At 71.3% G+C, this 24,384-nt stretch carries 22 protein-coding genes; 9 read left to right on the forward strand and 13 right to left on the reverse strand.

The genetic code is table 11. The annotated features are described in order from the left end of the window. Positions 1-314: 314 nt before the first annotated feature. Complete coding sequence (locus DEJ50_RS05265) at positions 315-2,135, reverse strand: AMP-dependent synthetase/ligase (protein WP_150206376.1); 1,821 nt, start codon at positions 2,133-2,135, stop codon at positions 315-317. An 87-nt stretch (positions 2,136-2,222) separates the two neighbouring features. Here DEJ50_RS05265 and DEJ50_RS05270 point away from each other — a divergent pair, with 87 nt between their 5' ends. Continuing rightward, positions 2,223-2,948 carry a MerR family transcriptional regulator gene (locus DEJ50_RS05270; RefSeq protein ID WP_150206378.1) on the forward strand — a complete coding sequence of 242 codons (726 nt, stop codon included), beginning with the start codon at positions 2,223-2,225 and terminating at the stop codon, positions 2,946-2,948. A 71-nt stretch (positions 2,949-3,019) separates the two neighbouring features. Here the strand turns inward: DEJ50_RS05270 and DEJ50_RS05275 are convergent, their stop codons facing one another. The 6 genes from DEJ50_RS05275 to DEJ50_RS05300 all read right to left on the reverse strand — a co-directional run bounded on the left by DEJ50_RS05275 (position 3,020) and on the right by DEJ50_RS05300 (position 10,407). Next, a complete protein-coding gene (locus DEJ50_RS05275; protein WP_150206380.1) occupies positions 3,020-5,191 on the reverse strand; it encodes a 3-hydroxyacyl-CoA dehydrogenase NAD-binding domain-containing protein in 2,172 nt (723 codons plus the stop codon). Positions 5,192-5,244: 53 nt separating this feature from the next. Then, positions 5,245-6,459: an acetyl-CoA C-acetyltransferase gene (locus DEJ50_RS05280; protein ID WP_150206381.1), complete on the reverse strand. Its 1,215-nt coding sequence runs from the start codon at positions 6,457-6,459 to the stop codon at positions 5,245-5,247. A 23-nt stretch (positions 6,460-6,482) separates the two neighbouring features. Next, positions 6,483-7,625, reverse strand: a complete 1,143-nt coding sequence (locus DEJ50_RS05285; RefSeq protein ID WP_150206383.1) for an acyl-CoA dehydrogenase family protein — start codon at positions 7,623-7,625, stop codon at positions 6,483-6,485. A 10-nt stretch (positions 7,626-7,635) separates the two neighbouring features. Then, positions 7,636-8,661 carry an LLM class F420-dependent oxidoreductase gene (locus DEJ50_RS05290; protein ID WP_150206385.1) on the reverse strand — a complete coding sequence of 342 codons (1,026 nt, stop codon included), beginning with the start codon at positions 8,659-8,661 and terminating at the stop codon, positions 7,636-7,638. After that, positions 8,661-9,893, reverse strand: coding sequence for a CaiB/BaiF CoA transferase family protein (locus DEJ50_RS05295; RefSeq protein WP_190344295.1), 1,233 nt, complete (start codon positions 9,891-9,893; stop codon positions 8,661-8,663). Before DEJ50_RS05295 ends, DEJ50_RS05290 begins: the two co-directional genes overlap by 1 nt. 97 nt (positions 9,894-9,990) lie before the next feature. Continuing rightward, positions 9,991-10,407 (reverse strand): MmcQ/YjbR family DNA-binding protein, encoded by a 417-nt coding sequence (locus DEJ50_RS05300; RefSeq protein ID WP_150206387.1) that lies wholly within the window; start codon positions 10,405-10,407, stop codon positions 9,991-9,993. A 94-nt stretch (positions 10,408-10,501) separates the two neighbouring features. On the opposite strand from DEJ50_RS05300, the gene DEJ50_RS05305 reads away from it, so the two are divergent. Then, positions 10,502-11,692 carry a saccharopine dehydrogenase family protein gene (locus tag DEJ50_RS05305; RefSeq protein WP_150206388.1) on the forward strand — a complete coding sequence of 397 codons (1,191 nt, stop codon included), beginning with the start codon at positions 10,502-10,504 and terminating at the stop codon, positions 11,690-11,692. A gap of 67 nt (positions 11,693-11,759) precedes the next feature. On the opposite strand, the gene DEJ50_RS05310 is transcribed toward DEJ50_RS05305, so the two are convergent. Beyond that, positions 11,760-12,437 carry an endonuclease V gene (locus tag DEJ50_RS05310; protein ID WP_150206390.1) on the reverse strand — a complete coding sequence of 226 codons (678 nt, stop codon included), beginning with the start codon at positions 12,435-12,437 and terminating at the stop codon, positions 11,760-11,762. 26 nt (positions 12,438-12,463) lie between these two features. Between DEJ50_RS05310 and DEJ50_RS05315 the strand changes: the two genes are divergently transcribed. Then, on the forward strand, positions 12,464-12,760 hold the full coding sequence (locus tag DEJ50_RS05315; RefSeq protein WP_150206392.1) for a YciI family protein: 297 nt from the start codon (positions 12,464-12,466) through the stop codon (positions 12,758-12,760). A gap of 82 nt (positions 12,761-12,842) precedes the next feature. Further along, positions 12,843-13,898 carry an NADAR family protein gene (locus DEJ50_RS05320; protein WP_223837609.1) on the forward strand — a complete coding sequence of 352 codons (1,056 nt, stop codon included), beginning with the start codon at positions 12,843-12,845 and terminating at the stop codon, positions 13,896-13,898. Between the two features lie 26 nt (positions 13,899-13,924). On the opposite strand, the gene DEJ50_RS05325 is transcribed toward DEJ50_RS05320, so the two are convergent. Then, positions 13,925-15,010, reverse strand: coding sequence for a WD40/YVTN/BNR-like repeat-containing protein (locus tag DEJ50_RS05325; RefSeq protein ID WP_223837610.1), 1,086 nt, complete (start codon positions 15,008-15,010; stop codon positions 13,925-13,927). Positions 15,011-15,367: 357 nt separating this feature from the next. Here DEJ50_RS05325 and DEJ50_RS05330 point away from each other — a divergent pair, with 357 nt between their 5' ends. From DEJ50_RS05330 to DEJ50_RS05340, 3 genes are all read left to right on the forward strand, one after another. Beyond that, positions 15,368-15,784: an SsgA family sporulation/cell division regulator gene (locus tag DEJ50_RS05330; protein WP_150206393.1), complete on the forward strand. Its 417-nt coding sequence runs from the start codon at positions 15,368-15,370 to the stop codon at positions 15,782-15,784. A 185-nt stretch (positions 15,785-15,969) separates the two neighbouring features. Beyond that, positions 15,970-17,619 carry an ABC-F family ATP-binding cassette domain-containing protein gene (locus DEJ50_RS05335; protein WP_150206395.1) on the forward strand — a complete coding sequence of 550 codons (1,650 nt, stop codon included), beginning with the start codon at positions 15,970-15,972 and terminating at the stop codon, positions 17,617-17,619. Positions 17,620-17,852: 233 nt separating this feature from the next. Next, positions 17,853-18,824 (forward strand): acyl-ACP desaturase, encoded by a 972-nt coding sequence (locus DEJ50_RS05340; RefSeq protein ID WP_150206397.1) that lies wholly within the window; start codon positions 17,853-17,855, stop codon positions 18,822-18,824. A gap of 81 nt (positions 18,825-18,905) precedes the next feature. Here the strand turns inward: DEJ50_RS05340 and DEJ50_RS05345 are convergent, their stop codons facing one another. Then, positions 18,906-19,151: a WhiB family transcriptional regulator gene (locus DEJ50_RS05345; protein WP_150206398.1), complete on the reverse strand. Its 246-nt coding sequence runs from the start codon at positions 19,149-19,151 to the stop codon at positions 18,906-18,908. Positions 19,152-19,244: 93 nt separating this feature from the next. Then, on the reverse strand, positions 19,245-20,276 hold the full coding sequence (gene ligD, locus DEJ50_RS05350; protein WP_150206400.1) for a non-homologous end-joining DNA ligase: 1,032 nt from the start codon (positions 20,274-20,276) through the stop codon (positions 19,245-19,247). Positions 20,277-20,389: 113 nt separating this feature from the next. Here ligD and DEJ50_RS05355 point away from each other — a divergent pair, with 113 nt between their 5' ends. Then, on the forward strand, positions 20,390-21,463 hold the full coding sequence (locus DEJ50_RS05355; protein ID WP_150206402.1) for an ATP-dependent DNA ligase: 1,074 nt from the start codon (positions 20,390-20,392) through the stop codon (positions 21,461-21,463). Positions 21,464-21,468: 5 nt separating this feature from the next. Here DEJ50_RS05355 and DEJ50_RS05360 read toward each other — a convergent pair whose 3' ends face one another. Then, a complete protein-coding gene (locus DEJ50_RS05360; RefSeq protein WP_150206404.1) occupies positions 21,469-21,921 on the reverse strand; it encodes a MarR family winged helix-turn-helix transcriptional regulator in 453 nt (150 codons plus the stop codon). A 156-nt stretch (positions 21,922-22,077) separates the two neighbouring features. Here DEJ50_RS05360 and DEJ50_RS05365 point away from each other — a divergent pair, with 156 nt between their 5' ends. Beyond that, the gene (locus DEJ50_RS05365) at positions 22,078-22,962 is read left to right on the forward strand and encodes an MBL fold metallo-hydrolase (protein WP_150206406.1); all 885 of its coding nucleotides are present in this window, start codon (positions 22,078-22,080) and stop codon (positions 22,960-22,962) included. Between the two features lie 38 nt (positions 22,963-23,000). Here the strand turns inward: DEJ50_RS05365 and DEJ50_RS05370 are convergent, their stop codons facing one another. Further along, positions 23,001-24,383 (reverse strand): NAD(P)/FAD-dependent oxidoreductase, encoded by a 1,383-nt coding sequence (locus tag DEJ50_RS05370; RefSeq protein WP_150206407.1) that lies wholly within the window; start codon positions 24,381-24,383, stop codon positions 23,001-23,003. Position 24,384 lies beyond the last annotated feature (1 nt).

Here is a 24,384-nt window from a genome sequence, read left to right on the forward strand (position 1 = left end):
GGCCTCCGGGGCCGTGTGGCCATGTGCTGGATGCACGGGCGACTGATGTGAGCCTGTAAAATTTCACATGTCGCATTCCACCGGAAGAACTCTGACCGGATTACGTCCGGCCGAAATTGAAACGTTGTCAACTCACCTGGTTCACACCGGACATACAGGGCACCTCGCGCGAAGGTGAGCGACGGGAGCCGGTGGCCATGTGAGTGGATTGACGCCCATAAGACTGTTCTGTGGCACTTGGCGGAGCCCTCCACGCAAACCACGCCGGGGCGGCCCGCGCCCGAAGCGGGGGCCGCCCCGGCGCGGACGATGCGTCAGGACTGGTCGTAGAGGGCGGCGATGAGGTCGGCGTGGGTGGCTCGGACCACGCGGCGGCGGAGCTTCAGGGACGGGGTCAGCTCTCCGGTCTCCGGGCCCCATTCCTCGGCGAGGAGACGGTACTTCTTGATCTGTTCGGTGCGGTTGAGGCGGGCGTTCGCCGTGTCGACCGCGCGGGCAACCTCCTCCAGGACCAGCGGGTGTGTGGCGAGGGCGGCCGGGGAGGTGTCCTCGATGCCGCGGGCGGCGGCCCAGATCGGGGCCAGTTCGGCGTCCAGGACCAGCAGGGCGACCAGGTAGGAGCGGCCGTCCCCGTGCACCAGGGCCTGGCCGATCAGCGGGTGCTCCTTGACGGTGTTCTCCACCAGGGCCGGCGAGACGTTCTTGCCGGTGGAGGTGATGATGAGCTCCTTCTTCCGGTCGGTCAGCCAGAGGAAGCCGTCCTCGTCGAGGCGTCCGATGTCCCCGGTGGGGAACCAGCCCTCGGCGTCCGTGGCGTTCTCCACCGTGCCGTCGGGCCGCAGATAGCCGCCGAACACGGTGGCGCCCCGGGTGAGGATCTCGCCGTCGGGCGCTATGCGCAGTTCCAGACCTTCGATGGGCCGGCCCACCGAGCCCAGCCGGAACGCGTCCGGGCTGTTGACCGTACAGACCCCGGAGGTCTCGGTGAGCCCCCACGCATCCATGATCGTGATGCCCCAGCCGGCCCAGAAGCGGACCACGTCGATCGGCATCGGCGCGGTGGCACTGGCCGTCCACACCAGCCGGTCGAGCCCGGCCAGCCCGAGCAGCGGGTCCAGCACCCGTTCCTTGGCCTGCGCGTACGCCTTCGCCACCGCGGCCGGGACCTCCTCCCCGCGCTCGTGGTGCCCGGCCCGCTCGCGGGCGAGGTCGTTGGCCGCCTCGATGGCGGTCCGCTGCTCCTCGGGCAGCTGTGCGAGGACCGCCCGGACGGAGGCGGCGAGCTTCTCCCAGACCCGCGGGACCCCGAAGAACTGGACCGGGTGCAGTTCGCGGACGGCCGTGGAGACGGCGGCCGGGTCGGCGCACAGCCGGACGTGCGCGGCCCGCAGCAGCGGCAGGTAGATGCCCAGGATCCGCTCGGCGATGTGCGCGAACGGCAGGTAGCAGATGTGCTCGGCGTGCTCGGGCAGCTCCACCTGACGGTCCAGCCGGACCGCCTGCAGCACGATGTTGCGGTGGGTCAGCCGGACGCCCTTGGGGTCGCCGGTGGTGCCGGAGGTGTAGACGACGGTGAGCGGGTCCTCGGGCCGGGTCTCCCGCCAGCCCTTCTCGAAGGCCTCGGAGCGGTGCACCCGGGCGCCGCTCGCGTGCAGGGACCCGTACGTACGGTGGCTGCCCGCGTCGGCCGCCTCGGCGACGACCAGCCGCTCCAGCGGGGTGCCGGGGTCGGCCAGCAGCGGTTCCCAGCGGGCCAGTTCGCGGGCCCCCTCGACCACGGCGAGGCGGGCTCGGCTGTGCCGGGCGATATGGGTGATCTGCTCGGGCGCGGAGGTGCCGTACACGGTGACCGGGACCGCTCCGAGGTGGACCAGGGCGAGGTCGGTGAGCCAGTGCTCGGGCCGGTTGCCCATCATCATCAGGACGTGGTCGCCGCGCTCCACGCCGAGGGCGGCATAGCCGGAGGCGAGGACACCCACCTTCCGGCGGACCTCGGACCAGGTGAGGGTCGACCATCCGTCGCCCTCCCGCCAGGACAGCGCGGGCAGTTCGGCGTGTTCGGCGGCGTTGCGGGCGAGCAGGGCGGGGAGGGTGAGCTCCTCGGCGGGTGCGGGCAGTCGCAGGGTCGTCGTCATGGGCAGCTCCTGGCCGTTTCACATCGATGGTGCGACAGCAATACTGTTGAACCTGAGGCGCAGTGATCAGAGAGCGAGGCACAGCCGATGACCACCCAGGCGCAGGAGCCCACGCTCACCGTGGACGAACTCGCCGCGCGAGCCGGTGTCACCGTCCGTACCGTACGGTTCTACAGCACGCGCGGGCTTTTGCCCCCTCCCGTGATCGGACCCCGTCGGGTGGGCCGGTACGGGCCGGAGCACCTGTCACGGCTGGCACTGATCGAGGAGCTCCAGCACCAGGGCATGACCCTGTCGGCGATCGAGCGCTACCTGGACGCCCTGCCGGACGATCTGAGCGCCCACGACCTGGCCATCCACCGTGCCCTGGTGGCCAGCTGGGCTCCGGACGCGGCGGAGCAGACCTCCCGGGCGGAGCTGGAGCAGCGGGCCGGGAGGGCACTGTCGGACGGTGACATCGAGCGGCTGACGGCGATGAATGTACTGGCGGCGGCCGGCGAGGGCTTCCGGGTGGACCGGGGTCTGCTGCGGCTCGGGGTCGCCCTGCTCGACGTGCCGATCGCCCACGAGACGATCCTGGCGGCGCGTACGGTGCTGATGGACCACGCGCGGTCGACGGCGCAGGAGCTGACCCGGCTGTTCCGGGACGAGGTGTGGGGGCCGTTCACCGAGGGCGAGGACGACCCCGAGCGGGTGGAGTCGATGAAGGCGCTCTCCGCCCATATGCAGCCCCTGGTGGTGCAGGCCCTGGTCACCGCCTTCCAGCGGTCGCTGCGGGACGAGCTGCGGGCGGCGTTCACCCCCGAGGCGTGACGCAGTGCTGCCCGGCGGGGTCGCCCCGCCGGGCAGCACTGTCCGGTTCCGGACCGGCCTGTCAGTCCGCGTCAGTCCGCGAAGGTCTCGCCGCGTTCGGCCTTCTCGATCAGCAGGGCGGGCGGGGTGAAGCGCTCGCCGTAGGAGGCCGCCAGTTCGCGGGCGCGGGCCACGAAGCCGGGCAGGCCGCCCTCGTAGCCGTTGATGTACTGGATCACGCCGCCGGTCCAGGCCGGGAAGCCGATGCCCATGATGGAGCCGATGTTGGCGTCGGCGACGGAGGTCAGCACGCCCTCCTCGAAGCAGCGGACGGTGTCCAGAGCCTCGGCGAAGAGCATCCGCTCCTTCATGTCCTCGAAGGGGATCTCGTATCCGGGCTTGGCGAAGTGCTCGCGCAGGCCCGGCCAGATACGGGCGCGCTTGCCGGACTCGTCGTACTCGTAGAAGCCGGCGCCGCCGCTGCGGCCGGGGCGCTCGAACTCGTCGACCATCCGGTCGATGACCCGGTCGGCCGGGTGCTCGGTCCAGGTGCGGCCCTCGGCCTCGACCGCCTTGCGGGACTCGTTGCGGATCTTGCGCGGGAGGGTGAGGGTCAGCTCGTCCATCAGGGAGAGCACCTTGGCCGGGTAGCCGGCCTGGGCCGCGGCCTGCTCGATCGAGGCGGGCTCGATGCCCTCGCCGACCATCGCCACGCCCTCGTTGATGAACTGGCCGATGACCCGGGAGGTGAAGAAGCCGCGCGAGTCGTTGACCACGATGGGGGTCTTGGCGATCTGCCGGACCAGGTCGAAGGCGCGGGCGATGGCCTCGTCGCCGGTGCGCTCGCCCTTGATGATCTCGACCAGCGGCATCTTGTCGACCGGCGAGAAGAAGTGCAGGCCGATGAAGTCGGCGGGCCGCGTCACCCCTTCGGCCAGGCCGGTGATGGGCAGGGTGGAGGTGTTGGAGCAGAGCAGTGCGTCGGGCGCGATGACGTCCTGGATCTCCTGGAAGACCCGGTGCTTGAGGGAGGTGTCCTCGAACACGGCCTCGATGACGGCGTCACAGCCGGCCAGGTCGGCGGCCTCGGCGGTGGGGGTGATCCGGGCCAGCAGCTCGGCCCGCTTGGCCTCGGTGGTACGCCCGCGGGCCAGGGCCTTGTCCAGAAGCTTCTCGGAGTACGCCTTGCCGCGCGCGGCGGCCTCGGCGCTGACGTCCTTCAGGACGACCTCAAGGCCCGCCTTGGCGCAGGAGTAGGCGATGCCGGCGCCCATCATGCCCGCGCCGAGGACGGCGACCTTGGTGACCTTGCGCGGCGGGATGCCCTGCGGACGGCTGCGGCCCGCGTTGACGGCCTGCAGGTCGAAGAAGAACGCCTGGATCATGTTCTTGGCGGTCTGACCGGTGACCAGCTCGGTGAAATAGCGGGCCTCGATGGTCAGCGCGGTGTCGAAGTCCACCTGGGAGCCCTCGACGGCGCAGGCCAGGATGTTGCGCGGGGCCGGGTACGGGGCGCCGTTCAGCTGCTTCTTCAGGTTGGCCGGGAAGGCCGGCAGGTTGGCGGCGAACTTGGGGTTCGAGGGGGTGCCGCCGGGGATCCGGTAGCCGGGCTGGTCCCAGGGCTGCTTCGACTCCGGGTTCGCGTCGATGAAGGCGCGGGCCTTGGCCATCATCTCCTCGGGGGTGGCGGCCAGTTCGTGGACCAGGCCGTTGTCGAGGGCGCGCTGCGGGTTGTACTGGGTGCCCTGGAGCAGAACCTTGAGCAGCGCGTCGGCGATGCCCATGAGGCGGACGGTCCGGGTGACCCCGCCGCCGGCCGGGAGCAGGCCCAGGGTGACCTCGGGCAGGCCGATCTTGGAGCCGGGGGCGTCCAGGGCGATCCGGTGGTGGGAGGCCAGGCAGATCTCGTAACCGCCGCCGAGGGCCGCGCCGTTGATGGCGGCGACCACGGGCTTGCCGAGGGTTTCGATCCGGCGCAGCGAGGCCTTGATGGCGGTGCCGGTGTCGAAGGCGATCTGGGCGTCCTCGGGACGCAGCCGGATCATGTCCTTGAGGTCGCCGCCGGCGAAGAAGGTCTTCTTGGCGGAGGTGTAGATGATGCCGCGGATGGTGTCCTTCTCGGCCTCGGCGCGGTCGGCGACGGCCGCGATGGAGTCCTTGAAGGCCTGGTTCATCGTGTTGGCGGACTGGTCGGGGTCGTCCAGGACCAGGGTGACGACGCCGGTCTCGTCCTGTTCCCAGCGGATCGTGGTGGACTCGCTCATTTTTCTCGCTGCTTCCGTGTCGGGGAGGAGGTCTGGGGGATACAGAACGCTGTTCAGAGCCGCTCGACGACGGTGGCCACGCCCATGCCGCCGCCGACGCACAGGGTGACGAGGCCGTAGCGCTTGTCCTGGCGCTCCAGTTCGTCCACGATCGTGCCGAGGATCATGGCGCCGGTGGCGCCGAGCGGGTGGCCGAGCGCGATGGCGCCGCCGTTGACGTTGACCTTGTCGAGGGTGGTGCCCATGTCCTTGACGAAGCGCAGCACGACGCCGGCGAAGGCCTCGTTGATCTCGATCAGGTCGATGTCGTCGATGGTCAGCCCGGCCTTGGCGAGGGCCTTGCGGCTGGCGGGGGCCGGGCCGGTGAGCATGATGGTGGGCTCGGAGCCGGAGACGGCCGCCGAGACGATCCGGGCGCGGGGCACGAGGCCGTTGCGCTCGCCCGCCTCGCGGGAGCCGATCGCGACGAGCGAGGCGCCGTCCACGATGCCGGAGGAGTTGCCCGCGTGGTGGACGTGGTCGATCTTCTCGATCCAGTGGTACTTCTGCAGGGCCACGGCGTCGAAGCCGCCGAGCTCGCCGATGTCCGCGAAGGAGGGCTTCAGCTTGGCGAGGGTGTCGGCGGTGGTGCCCGGGCGGATGAACTCCTCGTGGTCCAGGACGACCAGGCCGTTGCGGTCGGTCACCGGGACCACGGAGCGCGCGAAGCGGCCCTCCTTGACGGCGGTCGCGGCGCGCTCCTGGGAGAGGGCGGCGTACTCGTCCACATCGCGCCGGGAGAATCCCTCGATGGTGGCGATCAGGTCGGCGCCGATGCCCTGCGGGACGAAGTTGACGTCCCAGTTGGTCATCGGGTCGTTGAACCAGGCCCCGCCGTCGGAGGCCATCGGCACCCGGGACATGGACTCGACGCCGCCGGCCAGGACCAGGTCCTCCCAGCCGGAGCGGACCTTGGCGGCGGCCAGGTTGACGGCCTCCAGGCCGGAGGCACAGAAGCGGTTCTCCTGCACGCCCGCCACGGTGTCCGGCAGCCCGGCGGCGATCGCCGCGATCCGGGCGATGTCCGAGCCCTGGTCGCCGACCGGGCCGACCACGCCGAGGACGATGTCGTCGATGGTGCCGGGGTCCAGGCCGGGGTTGCGCTCCCGCAGCGCCCGGATGAGGCCCACCACCAGGTCGATCGGCTTGGTGCCGTGCAGGGCGCCGTTGGCCTTGCCGCGGCCCCGCGGGGTGCGGATCGCGTCGTATACGTAAGCTTCGCTGCTCACTGGTCAAGCCTTTCGAGGGGAGGTTAGCCAAGCAGGGAACGGCCGATGATCTCTTTCATGATCTCGGTGGTTCCGCCGTAGATGGTCTGGATGCGGCCGTCGGTGAAGGCCCGGGCGACCCGGTATTCGGTCATGTAGCCGTAGCCGCCGTGCAGCTGGAGGCAGCGGTCGGCGACCCGCTTCTGCAGTTCGGTGGCCCACCACTTGGCCATCGAGGCGTGCACGTGGTCGAGTTCGCCGTTGGAGTGGTCCACGATGCAGCGGTCCAGGAAGGTGCGGGTGACGGCGCATTCGGTGGCCATCTCCGCGATCTCGAAGCGGATGTGCTGGAGCTTGGCCAGCGGCCGGCCGAAGGCCTCCCGCTCCTTCACGTACTGGGTGGTGATCTCCAGCAGGTGCTCGGCGGCGGCTATCCCGGCCATCGCGATGCCCATCCGCTCCTGGGCCAGATTGGTCATCAGGTGGACGAAGGCGCCGTTGAGTTCCCCGAGCAGGTTCTCCTTGGGGACGCGTACGTCCTGGAAGAACAGCTCGGCGGTGTCCTGCGCCTTCTGGCCGATCTTGTCGAGGTTGCGGCCCCGTTCGAAGCCCGCCATGCCGCGCTCGACGACCAGCAGGGACAGGCCGTGCGCCCCGCCCTCGGGGGTGGTGCGGGCGACCACGATCACCAGATCGGCGAGGATCCCGTTGGAGATGAAGGTCTTCGAGCCGTTGAGCAGCCAGTGGTCGCCGCGGTCCTCGGCGCTGGTCTTGATGCCCTGGAGGTCGGAACCGGCCCCCGGCTCGGTCATGGCGATGGCGGTGATCGTCTCCCCGGTGCAGAAACCGGGCAGCCAGCGGGCCCTCTGCTCCTCGGTGGCCAGGGAGGTCAGATAGGGCCCGATGATGTCGTTGTGGAGGCCGATCGCGAGCCCGGCGGCACCCGCCCGGGTGAACTCCTCGGCGATCACGGCGGCGTACCGGAAGTCGCTGTTCCCGCCGCCCCCGTACTCCTCCGGGACGGCGAGGCCCAGCAGCCCCTGCCGGCCGGCCGCCCGCCAGGCCTCGCGGCTGACGATGCCGTCCTTCTCCCAGCCCTCGTAGTGCGGGGCGACCTCCTTGGCGAGGAAGGTGCGTACGGTCTCGCGGAAGGTCTCGTGCTCCGCTTCGAAGATCTGGCGTTTCATACCGGGCCCCCTAGAGCCAGTTGCGGACGGTCTCGATGAGCCGCGCCGGCTCGGGGCCGACGGGGGTGACGTTGAGATGGGTGACGCCGGCCTCCCGGAAGGCCTCGATGCGCTCGCGTACGTACCCCTCGGGGCCGCACAGCGTCATGAGCTCGCAGAACTCGTCCGGGACGGCGGCGGCAGCGTCCCGCTTGCGGCCGGCGAGGTACAGCTCCTGGATCTTCCTGGCTTCCTGCTCGTAGCCGTAGGCGACGGCCAGGTCGTTGTAGAAGTTCTTGCCGACGGCCCCCATGCCACCCACGTAGAGCGCGATCTGCGGCCGGGCCAGGTCCCGTACGGATGCGGCGTCCGCACCGATGGCGAGCAGCCCGCCCGCGACCGTCTGCAGCGGTCCGAGCTCGGGCGACCGCTTGGCCGCGCCCTCGGCGAGCGCGCTCCCCCACACGGCCGCCGCCTTCTCCGGGATGAACAGGGTGGGCAGCCAGCCGTCCGCGATCTCCGCGGTCAGCGCCACATTGGCCGGGCCGAGCGAGGCGATGTAGACCGGGATCCGGTCGCGGACCGGCCGGGTGAGGATCTTCAGCGGTTTGCCGTGCCGGCCGCCCTTCTCCGGCGGCAGCGGCATATCGGTGATGCCGTGGTGGTCGACGGTCTCGCGGCGCCAGATCCGGCGGCACAGCTCGACCGTCTCCCGGGTCCGGCCGAGGGGCCGGTCGTACGGCTTGCCGTGCCAGCCCTCGATCACCTGCGGGCCGGATGCGCCGAGGCCGAGCAGGGCCCGGCCGCCGGAGACCGCGTCCAGTCCGGCCGCGGTCTGGGCGATCAGAGCGGGGGTGCGGGAGTAGACGTTGAGGATGGCCGAGCCGATCTGCATACGCTCGGTGCGGGCGGCCAGGTAGCCCATGATCGTCGGGGAGTCGAAGCCCCAGGCCTCGGCCACCCAGACGGCGTCCAGGCCGGCCGCCTCCAGCGCCGCGGCCTGGTCGGCGGCCCGCCGCGGATCACCGGCGTAGTCGAGCAGCATGGACAGGTACATCAGGCGTCCTTCCCGGTCGGGGTACCGGTCTCGGTCCCGGTGCCGGTCTCGGTCCCGGTCCCGGTCGGGGTCGGGGTGCCGGTCAGCGTGGGTACGTCCCAGTCTTGCGCGACCGCCTCGGTGTCGGCGCCGGGCTGCGCCGGACCGCTGTACACCGCCCCGGGGGTCGCGGAGAAGCGGGGTGCGGGTGCCGGCTGGACGATCCCGCCGAACTCGGTGAAGGTGCCGCGGGCGGCGAGCTGCGGGTGCCCGGGCGCTTCGCGCAGCGAGAGCACCGGCGCCACGCACGCGTCCGTGCCCTCGAACACGGCCGTCCACTCCTGCCGGGTACGGGTCCGGAACTGCGCGGCCACGGTTTCACGGAGCTCCTCCCAGCGGGCCAGGTCCTTGCGGGCCGGGGCCCGGTCGGCAATACCGAGCAGCTCGGTGAAGGTGTCGTAGAACTGCTGCTCCAGCGCGCCCACGGCCATGTAGCCGCCGTCCGAGGTCTGGTACGTGCCGTAGAAGGGGCAGCCGCCGTCGAGCAGATTGGCGCCGCGCCGGTCCTGCCAGCCGCCGGCCGCCATCATGCCGTGGATCATCGCGGTGAGGTGGGCGGTGCCGTCCACGATGGCCGCGTCCACGACCTGGCCGGTGCCGCCGGGGGTGCGGGCGTGCCGGAGGGCCGCGAGGACGCCGATGACCAGGTAGAGGGAGCCGCCCGCGTAGTCGCCGACCAGGTTGGCGGGGACGGCCGGGGGCTCGTCCGGTTTGCCGATCATGCCCAGCGCCCCGGTGACGGCGATGTACGCGATGTCGTGCCCGGCGGTGTGGGCGAGCGGGCCGTCCTGGCCCCAGCCGGTCATCCGGCCGTACACCAGCCGCGGGTTGCGGGCCCGGCACTCGGCCGGGCCGACCCCGAGCCGCTCGGCGACTCCGGGCCGGAAGCCCTCGATCAGGATGTCGGCCCGCTCGGCCAGGTCGAGCACCCGGGCGGGCCCGTCGGCGGCCTTCAGGTCGATCAGTACGGAGCGCTTGTTGCGGTTGGTGACGTCGTACGCGGGGTTCACGGCGAGGCCGCCCCCGCCGGGCCGGTCCACCCGGACCACATCGGCGCCGAGGTCGGCGAGGAGCATGGCGGCGAACGGCCCCGGGCCGATGCCCGCCAGCTCGACCACCCGCACCCCGGCGAGCGGGCCGCCCCGGCCGGTCCCGCCGTTGCCGTCGGCCCCGCCGTTCCCTGTCACTGCCATCGAGCCCCCAGCGTCTACGCGTCTGCGACTGTGTGACACAACCGATGTAACACCAGCGATGCTAGGAACGCGCTCCACTCAACACAAGAGCAAGCGCTTAGTCGTTTACCCGGACCCGCCCGCCGATCCGCCCGCCGATCCGCGCGTCCAGCTCCTTGACGTGCCGTTTCAGGGCCACCGTCCGATAGCTCTCCTCCACCCATTCGCACAGCACCTCCGCACTCGGCGCCCCCTTCTCCCCCAGCGGCACCGACACCCAGCCGGCCTTCCCCAGCCCGTACCCGGTGGGCTCGGCCCCGGGAGCCGTCATCGCATGACCGTGCAGCGCCTCGTCCTTGAGCTTCACCGACACGCCCGGCGGCTGCGGGCCATCCGTGTTCCCCAGAAAGACGAAGATCTTCTTGTTGATCTTCACCACACAGTCCTCGGGCCCCCAGGGGAACTCCTCCACCGCCTCGGGCAGCCCCAGGGCGAACTCCCGCACCGCTTCCCACTTGCGCACCGCCGCTTTCACCGACGCCTCCTCTTACTGCAGGTCACACCTGCCGACACGGACAGCCGCAGCTCACGCTAGCCTCAGCGACCGACACCAGCTGGGAGGAGCGGGGATGAACAGACAGGACGCACCGGAACGCACGTACGACGTCGTGCTCTTCGGGGCGACCGGGTTCGTGGGGGCGCTGACGGCGGAGTATCTCGCCGCGCATGCGCCGGCCGACTGCCGGTGGGCCCTCGCGGGCCGCGACACCGGCAAACTGGAACGGCTCCGCGAACGGCTCACCGCACTGTATCCGCACTGCGCGAAACTGCCCCTGCTGCGCGCCGACGCCACCGACCCCGGGGCCGTCCGGGAACTGGCCGCCGCCACCCGGGTCCTGGCCACCACCGTCGGCCCGTACATCTGGTACGGCGCGGAACTGGTCGCGGCCTGCGCGGAGGCCGGCACGGACTATCTGGACCTCACCGGCGAACCCGAATTCATCGACCGGATGTACGTCGAGCACGATGCGCACGCCCGGGAGACCGGCGCACGCATCGTGCACGCCTGCGGGTTCGACTCCGTTCCCGCCGACCTGGGCGCCTATTTCACGGTCCGTCAGCTGCCCGAAGGGGTCCCGCTGACCGTGGACGGGTTCATGCGCGGCGGCGGACTGTTCTCCGGCGGCACCCTCGCCTCGGCGCTCACCGCCATCGGCCGCGGCCCGCAGACCCTGGCCGCGGCCCGGGAACGCCGGCTCCACGAACCCCGGCTGCTGGGCCGCCGGGCCCGCGGAGCGGCCGGAGCACCCCGGTTCAGCCAGGAGACCGGCACCTGGGCGCTGCCCCTGCCCACTCTGGACCCGCAGATCGTGGCCCGCTCGGCAGCCGCCCTGGAGCGCTATGGCCCGGACTTCCGCTACCGCCACTACGCCTCGGTCAAGCACCTGCCGATCGCCGTGGGCGGCACCCTGGCGGTGGGCGCGACAGCCGCCGTGGCGCAGGTGCCGGCCGCCCGGAACTGGCTGATGAACCGCTGGGAACCGGGCCAGGGCCCGGACGCGGAACGCCGGGCCCGCAGTTGGTTCAGCGTCCGCTTCGTCGGCGAGGGCGGCGGGCGCCGGGTCCTGACCGAGGTCGCGGGCGGCGACCCCGGCTACGGGGAGACCGCGAAGATGCTGGCCGAGTCGGCACTCTGCCTCGCGTACGACCCGCTGCCCGCCACGGCCGGCCAGCTGACCACGGCGGTGGCGATGGGCGATGCCCTGCTGGACCGGCTCCGGCAGGCGGGCATCCGCTTCCGGGTGGCGGACATCCGCTGAGGTGGCGGACATCCGCTGAGGCGGGGCCGCCGGGGGGCCGGCGAACTCCCTCTCCGCCTCGCCCGGCTCAGCCGGCTGCCTTCAGTGCCTTCCGGCACAGGGAGTCGGCGAGCCGGGTGGTCTCGGGAATCCGGTAGCGGGGACTGAGGGCGAGCGCGTGCGCACAGGCGTTGTCGAGCGTGACCCGGTGCCCGACGGACACATAGACCGGCTTGATGCCGTCCTGCGTACGCACGGCCCGGCCGACCTCGGTGCCGTCGTCGGCGCGGAGGGCTGCGAAGTCGCCGCGCCGCGTGCCGGGCTCCTCATGGGTGAAGGTGAACGGGTTCTTCGCCACGCCCATGGCCGGCAGCCCGGTCACCACACCGAGGTGACAGGCCAGCCCGAAGCGGCGCGGGTGGGCCAGTCCGTAGCCGTCACAGACGACCAGGTCGGGGGTGGCCGTCAGGGCGTCGAGAGCGGCCAGCACGGTGGGCAGCTCCCGGAAGGCCAGCAGCCCGGGCACGTAGGGAAAGCTGACCTGCCCGACGGCCGTGGCCTCCTCCACCACCCGGAGGGTGGCCCCGTCGATCACCACGGCCGCGGCGGCGACCAGGTCGCGCTCGTCGTCGTACGCGACGTCGACCCCGGCGACGAGCCCCTGCCCGACGGGCGGACCGGCCTCGCCGAAAACGACACGACTCCGCAGTTCGTCCTGTATCGCCCGGGCCTCGGCCTCGTCGGCGGGGGTCTTCACGCTCGTCATGATGCTCCGAGAGTAGCCTGACGATCATGTTCGTAATGGAGCTGACCTACACCGCGCCCGTCGAAGCCGTGGACGACGAGATGGACGCGCACATCGCCTGGCTGAACGGCTACTACGCGGCGGGCATCTTCCTCGCCTCGGGCCGCAAGGTCCCGCGGGACGGCGGCATCATCCTGGCGGGCGGGGTCTCCCGCGCGGAAATCGAGAAGATCGCGGCGGAGGACCCCTTCGTGGAGGCGGGCGTCTGCGCCTACCGCATCACCGAATTCATCGCGACGAAGACGTCGGCGGACCTGGCGACGGTACGGGAGACGGCACGGTAGGAGCGCGGGGCTGGCGGACAGCCCGTGGCAGGAATCGAATCCCCGCTGGGAGGGACCGGACGAGCAGGGCTAACGTGCTCGTATGACGTGGCGGGGACCGATGTACCGGGTGGTCGACGGAGAGAGAATCGACGGGGTGTGGCGCCATGTCTGGCGTCGCGGGTGGAGCGGCTCCTATTACGTCGAGGATCTGCTCGTCTACGCGGACGGAGCCATCGGCTCCCCCGAGCTCACCGATATGGCGGGCCTGAAACGCCAGTTGGCCTCCGGCCGGATCTCCCCGACGGATCCCACCGTGCACGACCTGCCGGCCGAGCCGTCGAAATGGCGGTCCCGCCGGAGTGAGCCCCTCACCCGCGAAGGGTTCATGTCCGAGATCGCCGACCGGATCCAGACCCTCAACGGCCGCCCGACCAGCGCGGACCGTTGCTGGGACGCGATCCGCCGCTACCGGGACGACCCCTCGGAGTCCCACCGCCTCGCGTTGCGCGAGGCGTACTTGAAGGTCCCGCCGCATCGCCGCATCTACGTCCTCGGCGATATGGACCTCCAGGACCGCCCCCTGCGCGTCCTCTCGACGGACATCGGACGGCCCGTCGACGGCGACGGCCCGGTGGTCACGGCGTTCATGCACCAGCAGACGCTCGACTACTTCATCCGCGCCGACGGATCGGCAACCGCCGAACGGCTCCGGTACGCCGACGCCGACGCCGACGATCCCATCGTTGCCACCATCACGCTCAACGAACAGACCTACCCCCAGGGCTGGCCCGAGACGCTCGGCCTGTTCGTCCTGCGCAATGAATACCCGTCGACCGTCGTCGTCGACGGGCAGACACATCCGTCCGTGGACGAGGCCTACACCGCCCTGACCCATGGACTCTCCCAACCGTCCGCCGTGCGCCTCGCCGTGATGACGGATCTCCTCCGGGCGAAGTTCACCCAGCACCCGGATCTGGCGGCGGTCCTTCTGTCCACCGGAGAGGCGAGGTTGAGCTACACGGGCAGCTCCGCGTCCCCGTTCTGGCGGGACGCCCCCGACGGCCGCAACTGGCTGGGCCGCCTCCTCGAACTCGTCCGCTCCGAGCTGTTCGCCCGGTCCCTCCGCGAGTCGCCGGACGACCTGGTCCCTTCATAGCCGCAGGTCGCCCACATCCGGCCCGCTCAGTTCCCCTCCAGCCTCCCCACCCGTCCCTTCTCCCCCGCCGCCCAGCAGGCCGTCACGCCCGCGCAGTCGACGGTGTCGAACGAGCCGGGGTCGAGTGACCGCCAGGTCGCACCGGCGTCCCAGGTCACGTCCGTGCCTGTCGGACCCACCGCCAGCGCAACCGAGGGGAGCAACGGCACCCAGGCCACCCCCGAGCGGTAGGCCGCCGGGCCAGCCTTCGACGGCCGCCACGTCCGGCCGCCGTCCGCCGAGACCGCCGCAGCCTGCGGCGACGGCTGGCCCGTACGGTAATCGCCGCCCACCGCAAGACCGTGGGAGCGGTCGCGGAAGGCCAGTCCGAACACCCCCCGGGCCGGCTCCCCGGCCGGCACCGGCGCGTCGGTCACCGTCCACGTCAGCCCCCGGTCTCCCGAGTGCATGATCCGGGCGACCGCGCCGCCGCCGGTGGCCAGCCACACGTCCCGCGGCCCGGCGCTCACCAGGCACTGGCCACTCGCCGCGAAACCCGCCTCGCCCGGCAGGGCGTCCGGCATCCCGGTGTTCGGGAGCACCCGCCAGTTGCGGCCCCCGTCGTCCGTCGACAGGATCCGGAACCTGCCCTCCACGGGATCGCTCATGGCGAGTCCGTGCCGCTGGTCGAAGAAGGTCAGGCAGTCGTAGAAGGCCCGCGGATCGGGGTTGCGGAAGGTCTCGGTCCAGCTCGCGCCACCGTCCTCGGTGCGGAAGATCCGCGAGTCCTCGCCCTCTCCGATGGACAGGGCGACCGCCCGCCGCGCGTCGAAGGCCTCGATGTCGCGGAGCTCCAGCCCCGCCGCGGCCGGCGGCGAGACGTTCCGCCAGCTGCGCCCGCCGTCCACCGTGCGCAGCACGGTGCCCTTCGAGCCGGACACCCAGGCCGTGGTGCGGCTCACCGCCGCCAGTCCGCGGAAGCGGGCATCCGTGCCGGTGTCCTTCAGCGCCCACCCGACGCCGGGAAAGCCATCACGCGTCTGCCCGTACGCATGCCCCTGCGCCGGTGCCGCCGACAGCCCCAGCGCGAGCATTGCCGCGCACATGCCAATCCCCACTCCGAAACGTCTCATGGCGCCGGAAGCTAACGCACCCCGAGATCGCCGTCCAGGGTGCCTCCACCGCGCTCCCCGTACGCCCAAATGGGGGTCGAGAGCCTCGCCTTGGGCCTCTGGAGTGAGCACGAATCAGCCGTAATGCGATCACTTGGAAAGCCCGCGACAGCCGCCCCCACACCCACGCATACCCTTCCCTCGCAGCCCGCACCCCACCCCCACCGATCACTCTGTGCGATCACACGGTCTGGATCCGGCCAATCGGTGACACAGGTCACTCATCTCCCCCTGCACGGATCCGGCCGATCCAGCGTCTATCCGGATGCCGGGCCCCCACCCCAGCCCGCAACCCGATCCGCAGCAAGGGAGCGAGCCTTGATCACCGTTATCGAGCAGACCGTAGAGGCCCGTCTGGTCGCCACCGCGCCGAAGGTCGAGACCGTTCCCGTCACTCTCTGCTACGACCGCGCGGATCCGTTCGCCATGCGCATGGCCTTCCCCGCCCCCGCGACCCTGGAGGGGATCGAGGTGTCGTGGACCTTCGCCCGCGACCTCCTGGAAGCGGGTCTGGACCGCCCGTCCGGGTACGGGGACGTACGCGTCCGGCCGTACGAAACGGGGCGCACCGTGATCGAGTTCCACGCCCCCGAAGGCGTCGCAATCGTTCTGCTGGCCAGCGCCGACCTGCGGCACTTCCTGGACCGCTCCTGCTCGGTGGTCCCGCCCGGCCTCGAGCACCTCTACCTCGACGTGGACCACAGCCTGGCCGAGCTCATGCGCGGCTCCTGCTGACACCCCACCCGCACCCCCCTGAGATAAACCCTTTGCGAGCGCCCCAGGCCTGACCTAACTTCGAAGACGCCCCATTGCCGTCGATCGGAGCAGGACATTGCTCTTCTGAGGTTCGAGACACCCACCATCCATCCGCGGTGTCTCCCCACGTTGCAGCTCACCATTCACGCAACCTGGAGGCCTCCATGAGTCATGCCCCCTCTTTTGTCACCTGCTCCCGCCTCGCCTTCGACTGGCCCGACGGAACCCCCGTCTTCGAGGATCTCGATCTCGCCATCGGCCCCGGCCGCACCGGTCTGATCGGCCTCAACGGCTGTGGCAAGTCGACCCTGTTGAAGCTCGTCGCCGGTGAACTCCAGCCCTCCGACGGTCAGATCGCGGCGGCCGGCACCATCGGCCACCTCCCCCAGGGCACCATCCTCGACACCGCACTGCGGGTGGACGAGGTCCTGGGCATCGCGGCCACCCGGGCCGCCCTGCACGCCATCGAGGCGGGCGAGGCGACCGAGGCGAACTTCGCGGCCGTCGGCGACGACTGGGACGTGGAAGAGCGCGCCCATGCCATGCTCGACCGGCTGGGCCTGGGCCGGATCGGGCTCGACCGTACGGTCGGCGACCTGTCCGGCGGCGAGTCCGTACTCCTGCGGCTCGCTTCCCTGCTCCTCGCCCGCCCCGACGTCCTGCTGCTCGACGAACCGACCAACAACCTGGACCTGCGGGCCCGGCGGCGGCTGTACGACGCCGTGGAGTCCTGGTCCGGAGTGATGGTCGTGGTCAGCCACGACCGGGAGCTGCTGGAACGGGTCGACCAGATCGCCGAGCTGCGCGAGGGTGAGGTCCGCTGGTACGGCGGGAACTTCACGGCGTACGAGGAGATCGTCGCGGCCGAGCAGGAAACGGCCGAACGGATGGTCCGGGTCGCGGAGGCCGACGTACAGCGGCAGAAGCGCGAACTGGCCGACGCCCACGTCAAGCTGGCCCGGCGGAAGCGCTACGGCCAGAAGATGTTCGAGACCAAGCGCGAGCCCAAGATCGTGATGAATGCGCGCAAGCGGGCCGCCCAGGAGTCGGCCGGCAAGCACCGCATCATGCACACCGAGAAACTGGCAGAGGCCCGGGAGCGGCTCGACCAGGCCGTCGAGGCGGTCCGGGACGACGACGAAATCCGGATCGAACTGCCGGCCACCCGGGTGCCGGCGGGGCGGAACGTCCTGACCCTGCGCGAGCTGGTGCTCGCGCACGGGGGCGGCGTACCGGTGGTTCCCGGCGAGCTGGACCTGCGCGGGCCGGAGCGGATCGCCCTGGTCGGCCGGAACGGATCGGGCAAGACCACCCTGCTGCGCACGATCGCGGGGCTGCTCCCGGCCGCCGCCGGGGAGGCGGTCGGCCACGTTCCGGCGCGGTTCCTGCCGCAGCGGCTGGATGTGCTGGACGACGGGCTGTCGGTGGTGGAGAACGTGGCGCGGTTCGCGCCGGAGGCCACCAACAACCGGATCAGGGCGCGCCTGGCGCACTTCCTCTTCCGGGGCGCCCGGGCGGACCAGCCGGCGGGCACCCTGTCCGGCGGCGAACGGTTCCGGGCGGCGCTGGCGGCACTGCTGCTGGCGGAGCCGGCTCCGCAGCTGCTGATGCTGGACGAGCCGACGAACAACCTGGATCTGGCGAGCGTGCGGCAGCTGACCGATGCGCTGGAGTCGTACGAGGGGGCGCTCGTGGTGGCCAGCCACGATGTGCCGTTCCTGGAGTCGATCGGCATCACGCGGTGGCTGCTGCTCGACGGTGAGCTGCGGCCGACCACGGCGGCGGAGGTACGCGCAGCCATGTGGCACGACTGACCGGGCAGCAGACCCGGAACTCAGGCACGACGGATGAGCCCCTTCCGGCCGGAAGGGGCCGTCCGGACGTGTCTTATTTTCGTTGCCCGGGACAGCCCCCCACCTGCATACATAACCGGATGTAACAGCCCATGGCGGCGGTCCGGGCTTGGCTGGTCTTCACGCCGCGCTTAACCTACGGGTTCGTAGGCTACGGAACCGTAGGTAATTCGCTTGTCCCCCAGGAGCCACCCGTGACGATCACCTCTCCCCACCTCGGCAGCTCGGAGGCGTGGACCGACGCCAAACTGCTGTACGCGCTGGAAGAGGTGGTTGAGAAGGAGCTCAACCGCCACCTGAAGATCACCAAGGACTGGATGCCGCACGAGTACGTGCCGTGGAGCGACGGCCGTAACTTCCCCGGCTTCTTCGAGGACGGGGAGGCCTGGGACCCCAGCCAGTCCAAGGTGACCGACATCGGCAAGATCGCGCTGGTGGTGAACCTCCTCACCGAGGACAACCTGCCCAGCTACCACCACGAGATCGCCACCCTCTTCGGCCGCAACGGCGCCTGGGGCACCTGGGTGCACCGGTGGACCGCGGAGGAGGGCCGGCACGGCATCGTGATGCGCGACTACCTGCTGGCCTCGCGCGCCGTGGACCCGGACAAGCTGGAAGCGTTCCGGATGCAGCACATGTCGGAGGGCTTCGAGTCCGACAACCGGCACTCGATGCTGCACTCGGTCGCGTACGTGGCCTTCCAGGAGCTCGCCACCCGCATCTCGCACCGGAACACCGGCCACCAGTCCGGCGACCCCGTGTGCGACCGGATGCTCGCGCGCATCGCGGCCGACGAGAACCTGCACATGATCTTCTACCGCAACCTGCTCGGGGCGGCCTTCGAGATCGCCCCCGACCTCACCATGCAGGCCGTGCGCGACGTGGTCGTCAACTTCCGGATGCCCGGACACGGCATGCCCGGCTTCGAGCGGATGGCCGCGCAGATGGCGATCGGCGGGGTCTACAACCTGCGGATCCACCACGACGACGTGCTGAGCCCGGTCCTCCGCTTCCTGAAGGTCATGGAGATCGACGGCCTCGGTCCGGAGGGCCAGCAGGCCCAGGACGAGCTCGGACTGTTCATGAACGGCCTGGACGCGGAGGCGCGCAAGCTCGACGAGAAGCTGGCCGCCCGGGCGGCCCGCATCGCGGCCCGCAAGGCCTGATGCGAAGGCCTGAGGCGAAGCCCTGAGGCGAGGGCGAGCGACGGTGATGCCTGGCAGAGCGATGCTCTGCCAGGCATTGCGCTAGCGGGGGCGGAGGGAGGAGCGTTCGCGTTCGGACAAGCCGCCCCAGACGCCGAAGCGCTCGTCGTTGGCCAGCGCGTACTCCAGGCAGCCCGCCCGTCCCTCGCACGCACCGCACAGCCTCTTCGCGTCCCGCAGGGACGTTCCCGGCTCCGGGAAGAAGAAGTCGGCGCCCGTCTCGGCGCACAGGGCGAGTTCGTACCAGGCAGCGGCAGCTGCCCCCACAGCGATTGTGTTCATGGACATGCGCAGATCCTCACCATCGCCGATGTACGTCCGATCAACGACTGATCAACACGCGTTCACGGTGGCCGGTGGCCGGTGGCGGCGGCGGGCTTGTCACTCGGGGGTCTCCAGGTCCGGGCGGGCCCGGCTCGGCTGGACGCGTTTGGGTTCGCCCGGCATCTTCGGATAGTCCGGCGGGTACGGCATGTCGCCCAGGCCGTGGTCGTGTTCGTCGCGGTGGGCGAGTTCGAGGACCGGTTCGAGGCTGAACGCGTGCCGGTCCATGTCCGCGTGGAGATCGCCGAGCTCGGCGTACCGGGCCGGCATGGTCACGATGTCGAAGTCGCGGGGCTCGGCGGAGTCGATCTCGTTCCACCGCAGCGGGGCCGACACCGGGGCGTGCGGGCGGGGCCGGACCGAGTAGGCGGAGGCGATGGTGCGGTCGCGGGCCGTCTGGTTGTAGTCCACGAAGATCCGTTCGCCGCGCTCCTCCTTCCACCAGGCCGTGGTGACCTTCCCCGGCATGCGCCGTTCCAGTTCCCGGCCCAGGGCGATGGCGCAGCGCCGTACCTCGGTGAAGGTCCAGCGGGGTTCGATCGGAACGAAGACGTGCAGGCCACGGCCGCCGGAGGTCTTGGGCCAGCCGCGCAGGCCCAGCTCCTCCAGCAGGTCGCGCAGCTCGTGGGCGGCCACCACCGCCTGGTGGTAGTCGGTGCCGGGCTGCGGGTCCAGGTCGATCCGGAGCTCGTCGGGGTGGTCGGTGTCCTCGCGCCGCACCGGCCAGGGGTGGAAGGTGAGGCAGCCGAGGTTGGCGGCCCACAGCACGGCGGCCGGTTCGGTCGGGCAGATCTCGTCGGCGGTACGGCCGCTGGGGAAGGCGATGTGCGCGGTGGGGATCCACTCCGGGAGGTTCTTCGGCGCGCGCTTCTGGAAGAAGGACTCGCCCTCGACCCCGTCCGGGTAGCGCTCCAGGGTGGTGGGCCGGTTGCGCAGGGCGCGGGTGATGCCGTCGGCCACCGCCAGGTAGTACCGGGCCACGTCGAGCTTGGTGAGGCCGCGCTCCGGAAAGTAGACCTTGTCGGGACTGGACAGCCGCACCTTCCGTCCGCCCGCCTCCAGCTCGATCGCATTTCCGGCAGCACCCATGTGGGCCACGGTAGGCCGGGCCGCCCCGGCTCGCATACCGGCGCAGATCCCCCTCACGCCCGCGCATGCGCGCGTGCCGGGCGGATCCGGAGGGATCGCTTCAGAATCGGGATATGGATCTGCCGGTGATGCCCCCCGTGAAGCCGATGCTCGCCAAGTCCGTGGCCCGGATCCCGCCGGGTATGCAGTACGAGGCGAAATGGGACGGCTTCCGGGCCATCGTGCACCGCGACGGCGCGGAGGTGGAGATCGGCAGCCGCACCGGGAAGTCCCTGACCCGGTACTTCCCCGAGCTGGTCGAGGCGCTCCGGGCCAATCTGCCGGAGCGTTGTGTGGTGGACGGGGAGATCGTCATCGTGCACGACGGGCGGCTCGACTTCGACCGGCTGACCGAACGGATCCATCCGGCCGCCTCCCGGGTCAAGCTGCTCGCCGAGACCACCCCCGCCTCCTTCGTCGCCTTCGATGTGCTTGCGCTCGGTGACGAGGCATTGCTCGACACCCCGCTGTCCGATCGCCGTGACGCCCTCGTCCACGCCCTGTCCATGGCCAAGCCCCCCGTCCATCTGGCGCCCGCCACCACCGACGCCACGCAGGCTCAGGAGTGGTTCGAGCGGTTCGAGGGCGCCGGACTGGACGGGGTGATCGCCAAACCGCTCGATCTCCCCTACCGGCCCGATGCCCGCCTGATGTTCAAAATCAAGCACGAGCGTACGGCCGACGTGGTCGTCGCGGGCTACCGCTTCCACAAGAGCGGTCCGATTGTCGGATCGCTCCTGCTGGGCCTGTACGACGCGCACGGCGCCCTGCAGCACGTCGGCGTCTGCGCCGCCTTCCCCATGAAGCGCCGCGCCGAGCTCGTCGAGGAGCTGGAGCCGCTGCGGATGGACGGGGCGGCGGGCCACCCGTGGGCCGCCTGGACCGAGGAGGCGGCGCACGAGAGTGCCCGGCTCCCGGGGGCGCAGAGCCGCTGGACCGGGAAGAAGGACCTGTCATGGGTGCCGGTGCGCCCCGAGCGGGTGTGCGAGGTGGCGTACGACCACATGGAGGGCGACCGCTTCCGGCACACGGCCCAGTTCCGCCGGTGGCGGCCGGACCGGACGCCGGAGAGCTGCACGTACGCCCAATTGGAGGAGGTCGTCCGGTACGACCTGGACCAGGTACTGGGCGGCGGCCGGGGCGCCTAGGCTGGCTAGCCGGAGGCCCCCCCAGTGGCGATGGCCTGGTCCAGCAGGCCGTGCAGGACGCGCTGCTCCTGCGGGGTGAGGCCGGACAGCGGGGAGTCCACGGCGAGCAGTTCGAGGAGGCGGGTCCGCAGAGCGGTGCCCTCGGCGGTGAGGACGAGGTGCTTGGCGCGCCGGTCGGTGGGGTGCGGGTGCCGCTCGACCAGGCCCTGCTTCTCCAGCTTGTCGACGACAAAGGTGGTGTTCGAGGGCTCGCAGCTCATGCGCTCGGCGAGCTCCCGCATGGTCATCGGCCCGCTCATCTCACGTAGCGCGGTCGCCTGGGGCGCGGTGATGCCCAGGGCGGTGGCGCGTTCCCGTACGTGCTCGGTGATCCGCTGGGCCAGTCCGTTCACCAGACCGCACAGCTGTCGCTCGGCGATTGCCTGCGCGTGCGTGCCGGTGCCGGGGGACGTCGTCATGCCACCACCCTAGCAACTCCGTCAAGGCAACATATTTCCAGCTTGAATGATTCGAACTTGATGCTTATGGTGAGCGTCGTCGCCGCGGGGAACGCGACGACGCATGGCCGATGCACGGCCGAGACATGGCTGACGACGACTCACAGGAGTGAACCCATGGCCGACTTGACGGTGGAGCGAGCCGGACGACTGAACCGGCCGGCGGGAGTCCGCTCGATACGGCTGGGCGAGACGAAGGTGTCGTACGTGCCGGACGGCGATGTGCGGCTCCGGCCGCTGCAGCTGCTCCCGGACAGCACCGACGAGGTGTGGGCGGCACACCCGGAGTACCTGGACGCCAACGGCCACCTCGTGGGGAGCGTCGGCGCCCTGCTGGTGGAGCACGGCGACCGCGCGCTGCTGATCGACGCGGGCTTCGGCCCGCAGACACTGGAGGTCCCGGACGGCCCCCTGGCCACGATCCACGGAGGTGCGCTCCCCAAGGGCCTGGCCGGCCTCGGACGCGCCCCCGAGGACATCGAAGCCGTTGCCTTCACCCACCTCCACTCCGATCACCTCGGCTGGGCCTGTCACCCCGCCCCCGGCGGTGACCGGCCCCTGCTCGCCCACGCCGACTACCTGATCTCCGAGCAGGAGTGGGGCGGGCGCGACCTCCTGGAGGCCCAGGGCATGGCCGAGCAGGTCGCGGCCCTCGCGCCGCGGGTGCGTACGGTCACGGACGGGCAGGAGGTCTTCCCCGGCGTGCAGGTACGCATCACCCCCGGCCACACCGTCGGGCACGCCGAGTACGTCATCACCGGCGGCGGACGGCGACTGATCGCCTTCGGTGACGCCCTGCACTCGCCGATCCAGATCGACCGCCCCGAATGGTCCTCCGGCTTCGACCACGACCTCGCCGCCACCGCCGAGCACCGCCGGCGCCTCGTCGCCGAGCTGGCGGAGCCCGGCACCATCGGCTTCGGCGTCCACCTCGCCGACGTGGTCTTCGGACACGTCCGGCGGGACGGGGACGGCCCGGCCTGGCAGCCGGTGGACGCCTGACCGGCCTGACTGGGCTGACCGGCCTGACCGCGGGCGGGTCAGCCCGCCGTGAGTTTCTCCCATTCCGCGCGGTCCGGGCCCGCCGCATTCGGCCGGTAGTCCGGGCGGGCGGCCAGCCAGCGGGCGACCCGGGCCCGGATCTCCGGGTCCGCGTACGCCCGCTCGGGCGGTTCCGCCAGATGCCGGACCCGGGCCCTCGCCCGCATCACCTCCGGGTCATCCAGCGCGCAGTCGAACAGCGCGGCCACCTCGCGCGCCGTGCCGGTACGGCTGACCTGCGTCGCGAACCGCTCCCCGATCGCCGCGTCCGCCACCACCTGGAAATCGAACCAGGGCTTGAGGGTCCGGACCGCCCATGCGTGGTATTCGGCGGCGAACTCCACCGATCCCGGGTCCTGGTGCGCGGTCCTGCCGACCCGCTGGGCCGCCCACAGGGCGAGGGACATGCCCTGCCCCAGGGTCGGGTTGGTGTGCGTGACGGCATCGCCCACCGGCACGAAACCGCTGACCACCGGCCCGTGTTCGTCGACCAGGGCACTCCACCGGTTGTCGAGGCTCGCCGAGGCGTGCACCTCGGACAGCGGCTCGGCCCCCAGGCCCAGCCAGGCCGCGCCGGGCGGGAAGGTGCGCGCGGCGGCCTCGAAGACCGCCGGGGCGCGGAGCGCGGACCGGGTCGGGTCCGCAGTGTGCACGATCAGGGTGACCGCGAACACCCGGTTGTCGGCGGGGAAGACCGCACAGCCGGCGAAGGTGCCGCCGGTCACCGCCCACGGCCGACGCGGGCCGTCCTCCCGGCCGGCCGGCAGCCGGTACCAGCGGCAGAAGTACGCCAGGCCGGTACGGTGCCGCTCCACGACGGCCGGGCGGCAGCCGGCTGCCGCCAGCCAGCGCTCGGTGCCGCCGCGCCGGCCGCCCGAGTCGACCACCAGGTCGCCCGGGTGGTCGCCGTCGGCGGTCCGCACCCCGGTCGCCCGGCATCCGGCGACCGTCAACAGGCCGGTGACCGGCGCCCCGTAACGGATGATCACACCGGGCTCGGCGCGCAGGGCGGTGGACAGGGCGCTCTCCAGGACGATCCGGCGGGCCTGGAGCATGACGAGGTCCTCGTCGCCCGGCCGGGCCGCCGGCCGCTCGTCGAACCAGTCCAGTTCGTGCCGCTCCCGGGCCCCGAGCCGCAGCATGTCCTCGTATACGTCGGGCAGTTCGGTACGCAGCACCGTGCGGGCGGCGCCGAGCAGCACATGCGGCTGGGTGGCCTGCGGGACCGCGGAGCGCCGCCAGCCGAAGAAATCGCGGTCGAGGGCCCGGCCGGGGGCACGGGTGTCCCGCTCGAACAGCTCGGCGGTGTGCCCGTGCCGGGCTGCGATCAGCGCGGTGGCCAGCCCGCCGACCCCGCCTCCGATGACCAGCACATGTGCCATG

This window comes from Streptomyces venezuelae (assembly GCF_008642295.1).
GTDB lineage: Bacteria > Actinomycetota > Actinomycetes > Streptomycetales > Streptomycetaceae > Streptomyces > Streptomyces venezuelae_C.

Coding starts and splice junctions, on each gene's coding strand:
- DEJ50_RS05295 (WP_190344295.1), bottom strand. CDS start 9,893: ATGGCAGTGACAGGGAACGGCGGGGCCGACGGCAACGGCGGGACCGGC.
- DEJ50_RS05305 (WP_150206388.1), top strand. CDS start 10,502: ATGAACAGACAGGACGCACCGGAACGCACGTACGACGTCGTGCTCTTC.
- DEJ50_RS05275 (WP_150206380.1), bottom strand. CDS start 5,191: ATGAGCGAGTCCACCACGATCCGCTGGGAACAGGACGAGACCGGCGTC.
- DEJ50_RS05365 (WP_150206406.1), top strand. CDS start 22,078: ATGGCCGACTTGACGGTGGAGCGAGCCGGACGACTGAACCGGCCGGCG.
- DEJ50_RS05355 (WP_150206402.1), top strand. CDS start 20,390: ATGGATCTGCCGGTGATGCCCCCCGTGAAGCCGATGCTCGCCAAGTCC.
- DEJ50_RS05265 (WP_150206376.1), bottom strand. CDS start 2,135: ATGACGACGACCCTGCGACTGCCCGCACCCGCCGAGGAGCTCACCCTC.
- DEJ50_RS05335 (WP_150206395.1), top strand. CDS start 15,970: ATGAGTCATGCCCCCTCTTTTGTCACCTGCTCCCGCCTCGCCTTCGAC.
- DEJ50_RS05320 (WP_223837609.1), top strand. CDS start 12,843: ATGACGTGGCGGGGACCGATGTACCGGGTGGTCGACGGAGAGAGAATC.
- DEJ50_RS05325 (WP_223837610.1), bottom strand. CDS start 15,010: ATGAGACGTTTCGGAGTGGGGATTGGCATGTGCGCGGCAATGCTCGCG.
- DEJ50_RS05370 (WP_150206407.1), bottom strand. CDS start 24,383: ATGGCACATGTGCTGGTCATCGGAGGCGGGGTCGGCGGGCTGGCCACC.
- DEJ50_RS05290 (WP_150206385.1), bottom strand. CDS start 8,661: ATGTACCTGTCCATGCTGCTCGACTACGCCGGTGATCCGCGGCGGGCC.
- DEJ50_RS05345 (WP_150206398.1), bottom strand. CDS start 19,151: ATGTCCATGAACACAATCGCTGTGGGGGCAGCTGCCGCTGCCTGGTAC.
- DEJ50_RS05285 (WP_150206383.1), bottom strand. CDS start 7,625: ATGAAACGCCAGATCTTCGAAGCGGAGCACGAGACCTTCCGCGAGACC.
- DEJ50_RS05360 (WP_150206404.1), bottom strand. CDS start 21,921: ATGACGACGTCCCCCGGCACCGGCACGCACGCGCAGGCAATCGCCGAG.
- DEJ50_RS05315 (WP_150206392.1), top strand. CDS start 12,464: ATGTTCGTAATGGAGCTGACCTACACCGCGCCCGTCGAAGCCGTGGAC.
- DEJ50_RS05270 (WP_150206378.1), top strand. CDS start 2,223: ATGACCACCCAGGCGCAGGAGCCCACGCTCACCGTGGACGAACTCGCC.
- DEJ50_RS05310 (WP_150206390.1), bottom strand. CDS start 12,437: ATGACGAGCGTGAAGACCCCCGCCGACGAGGCCGAGGCCCGGGCGATA.
- ligD (WP_150206400.1), bottom strand. CDS start 20,276: ATGGGTGCTGCCGGAAATGCGATCGAGCTGGAGGCGGGCGGACGGAAG.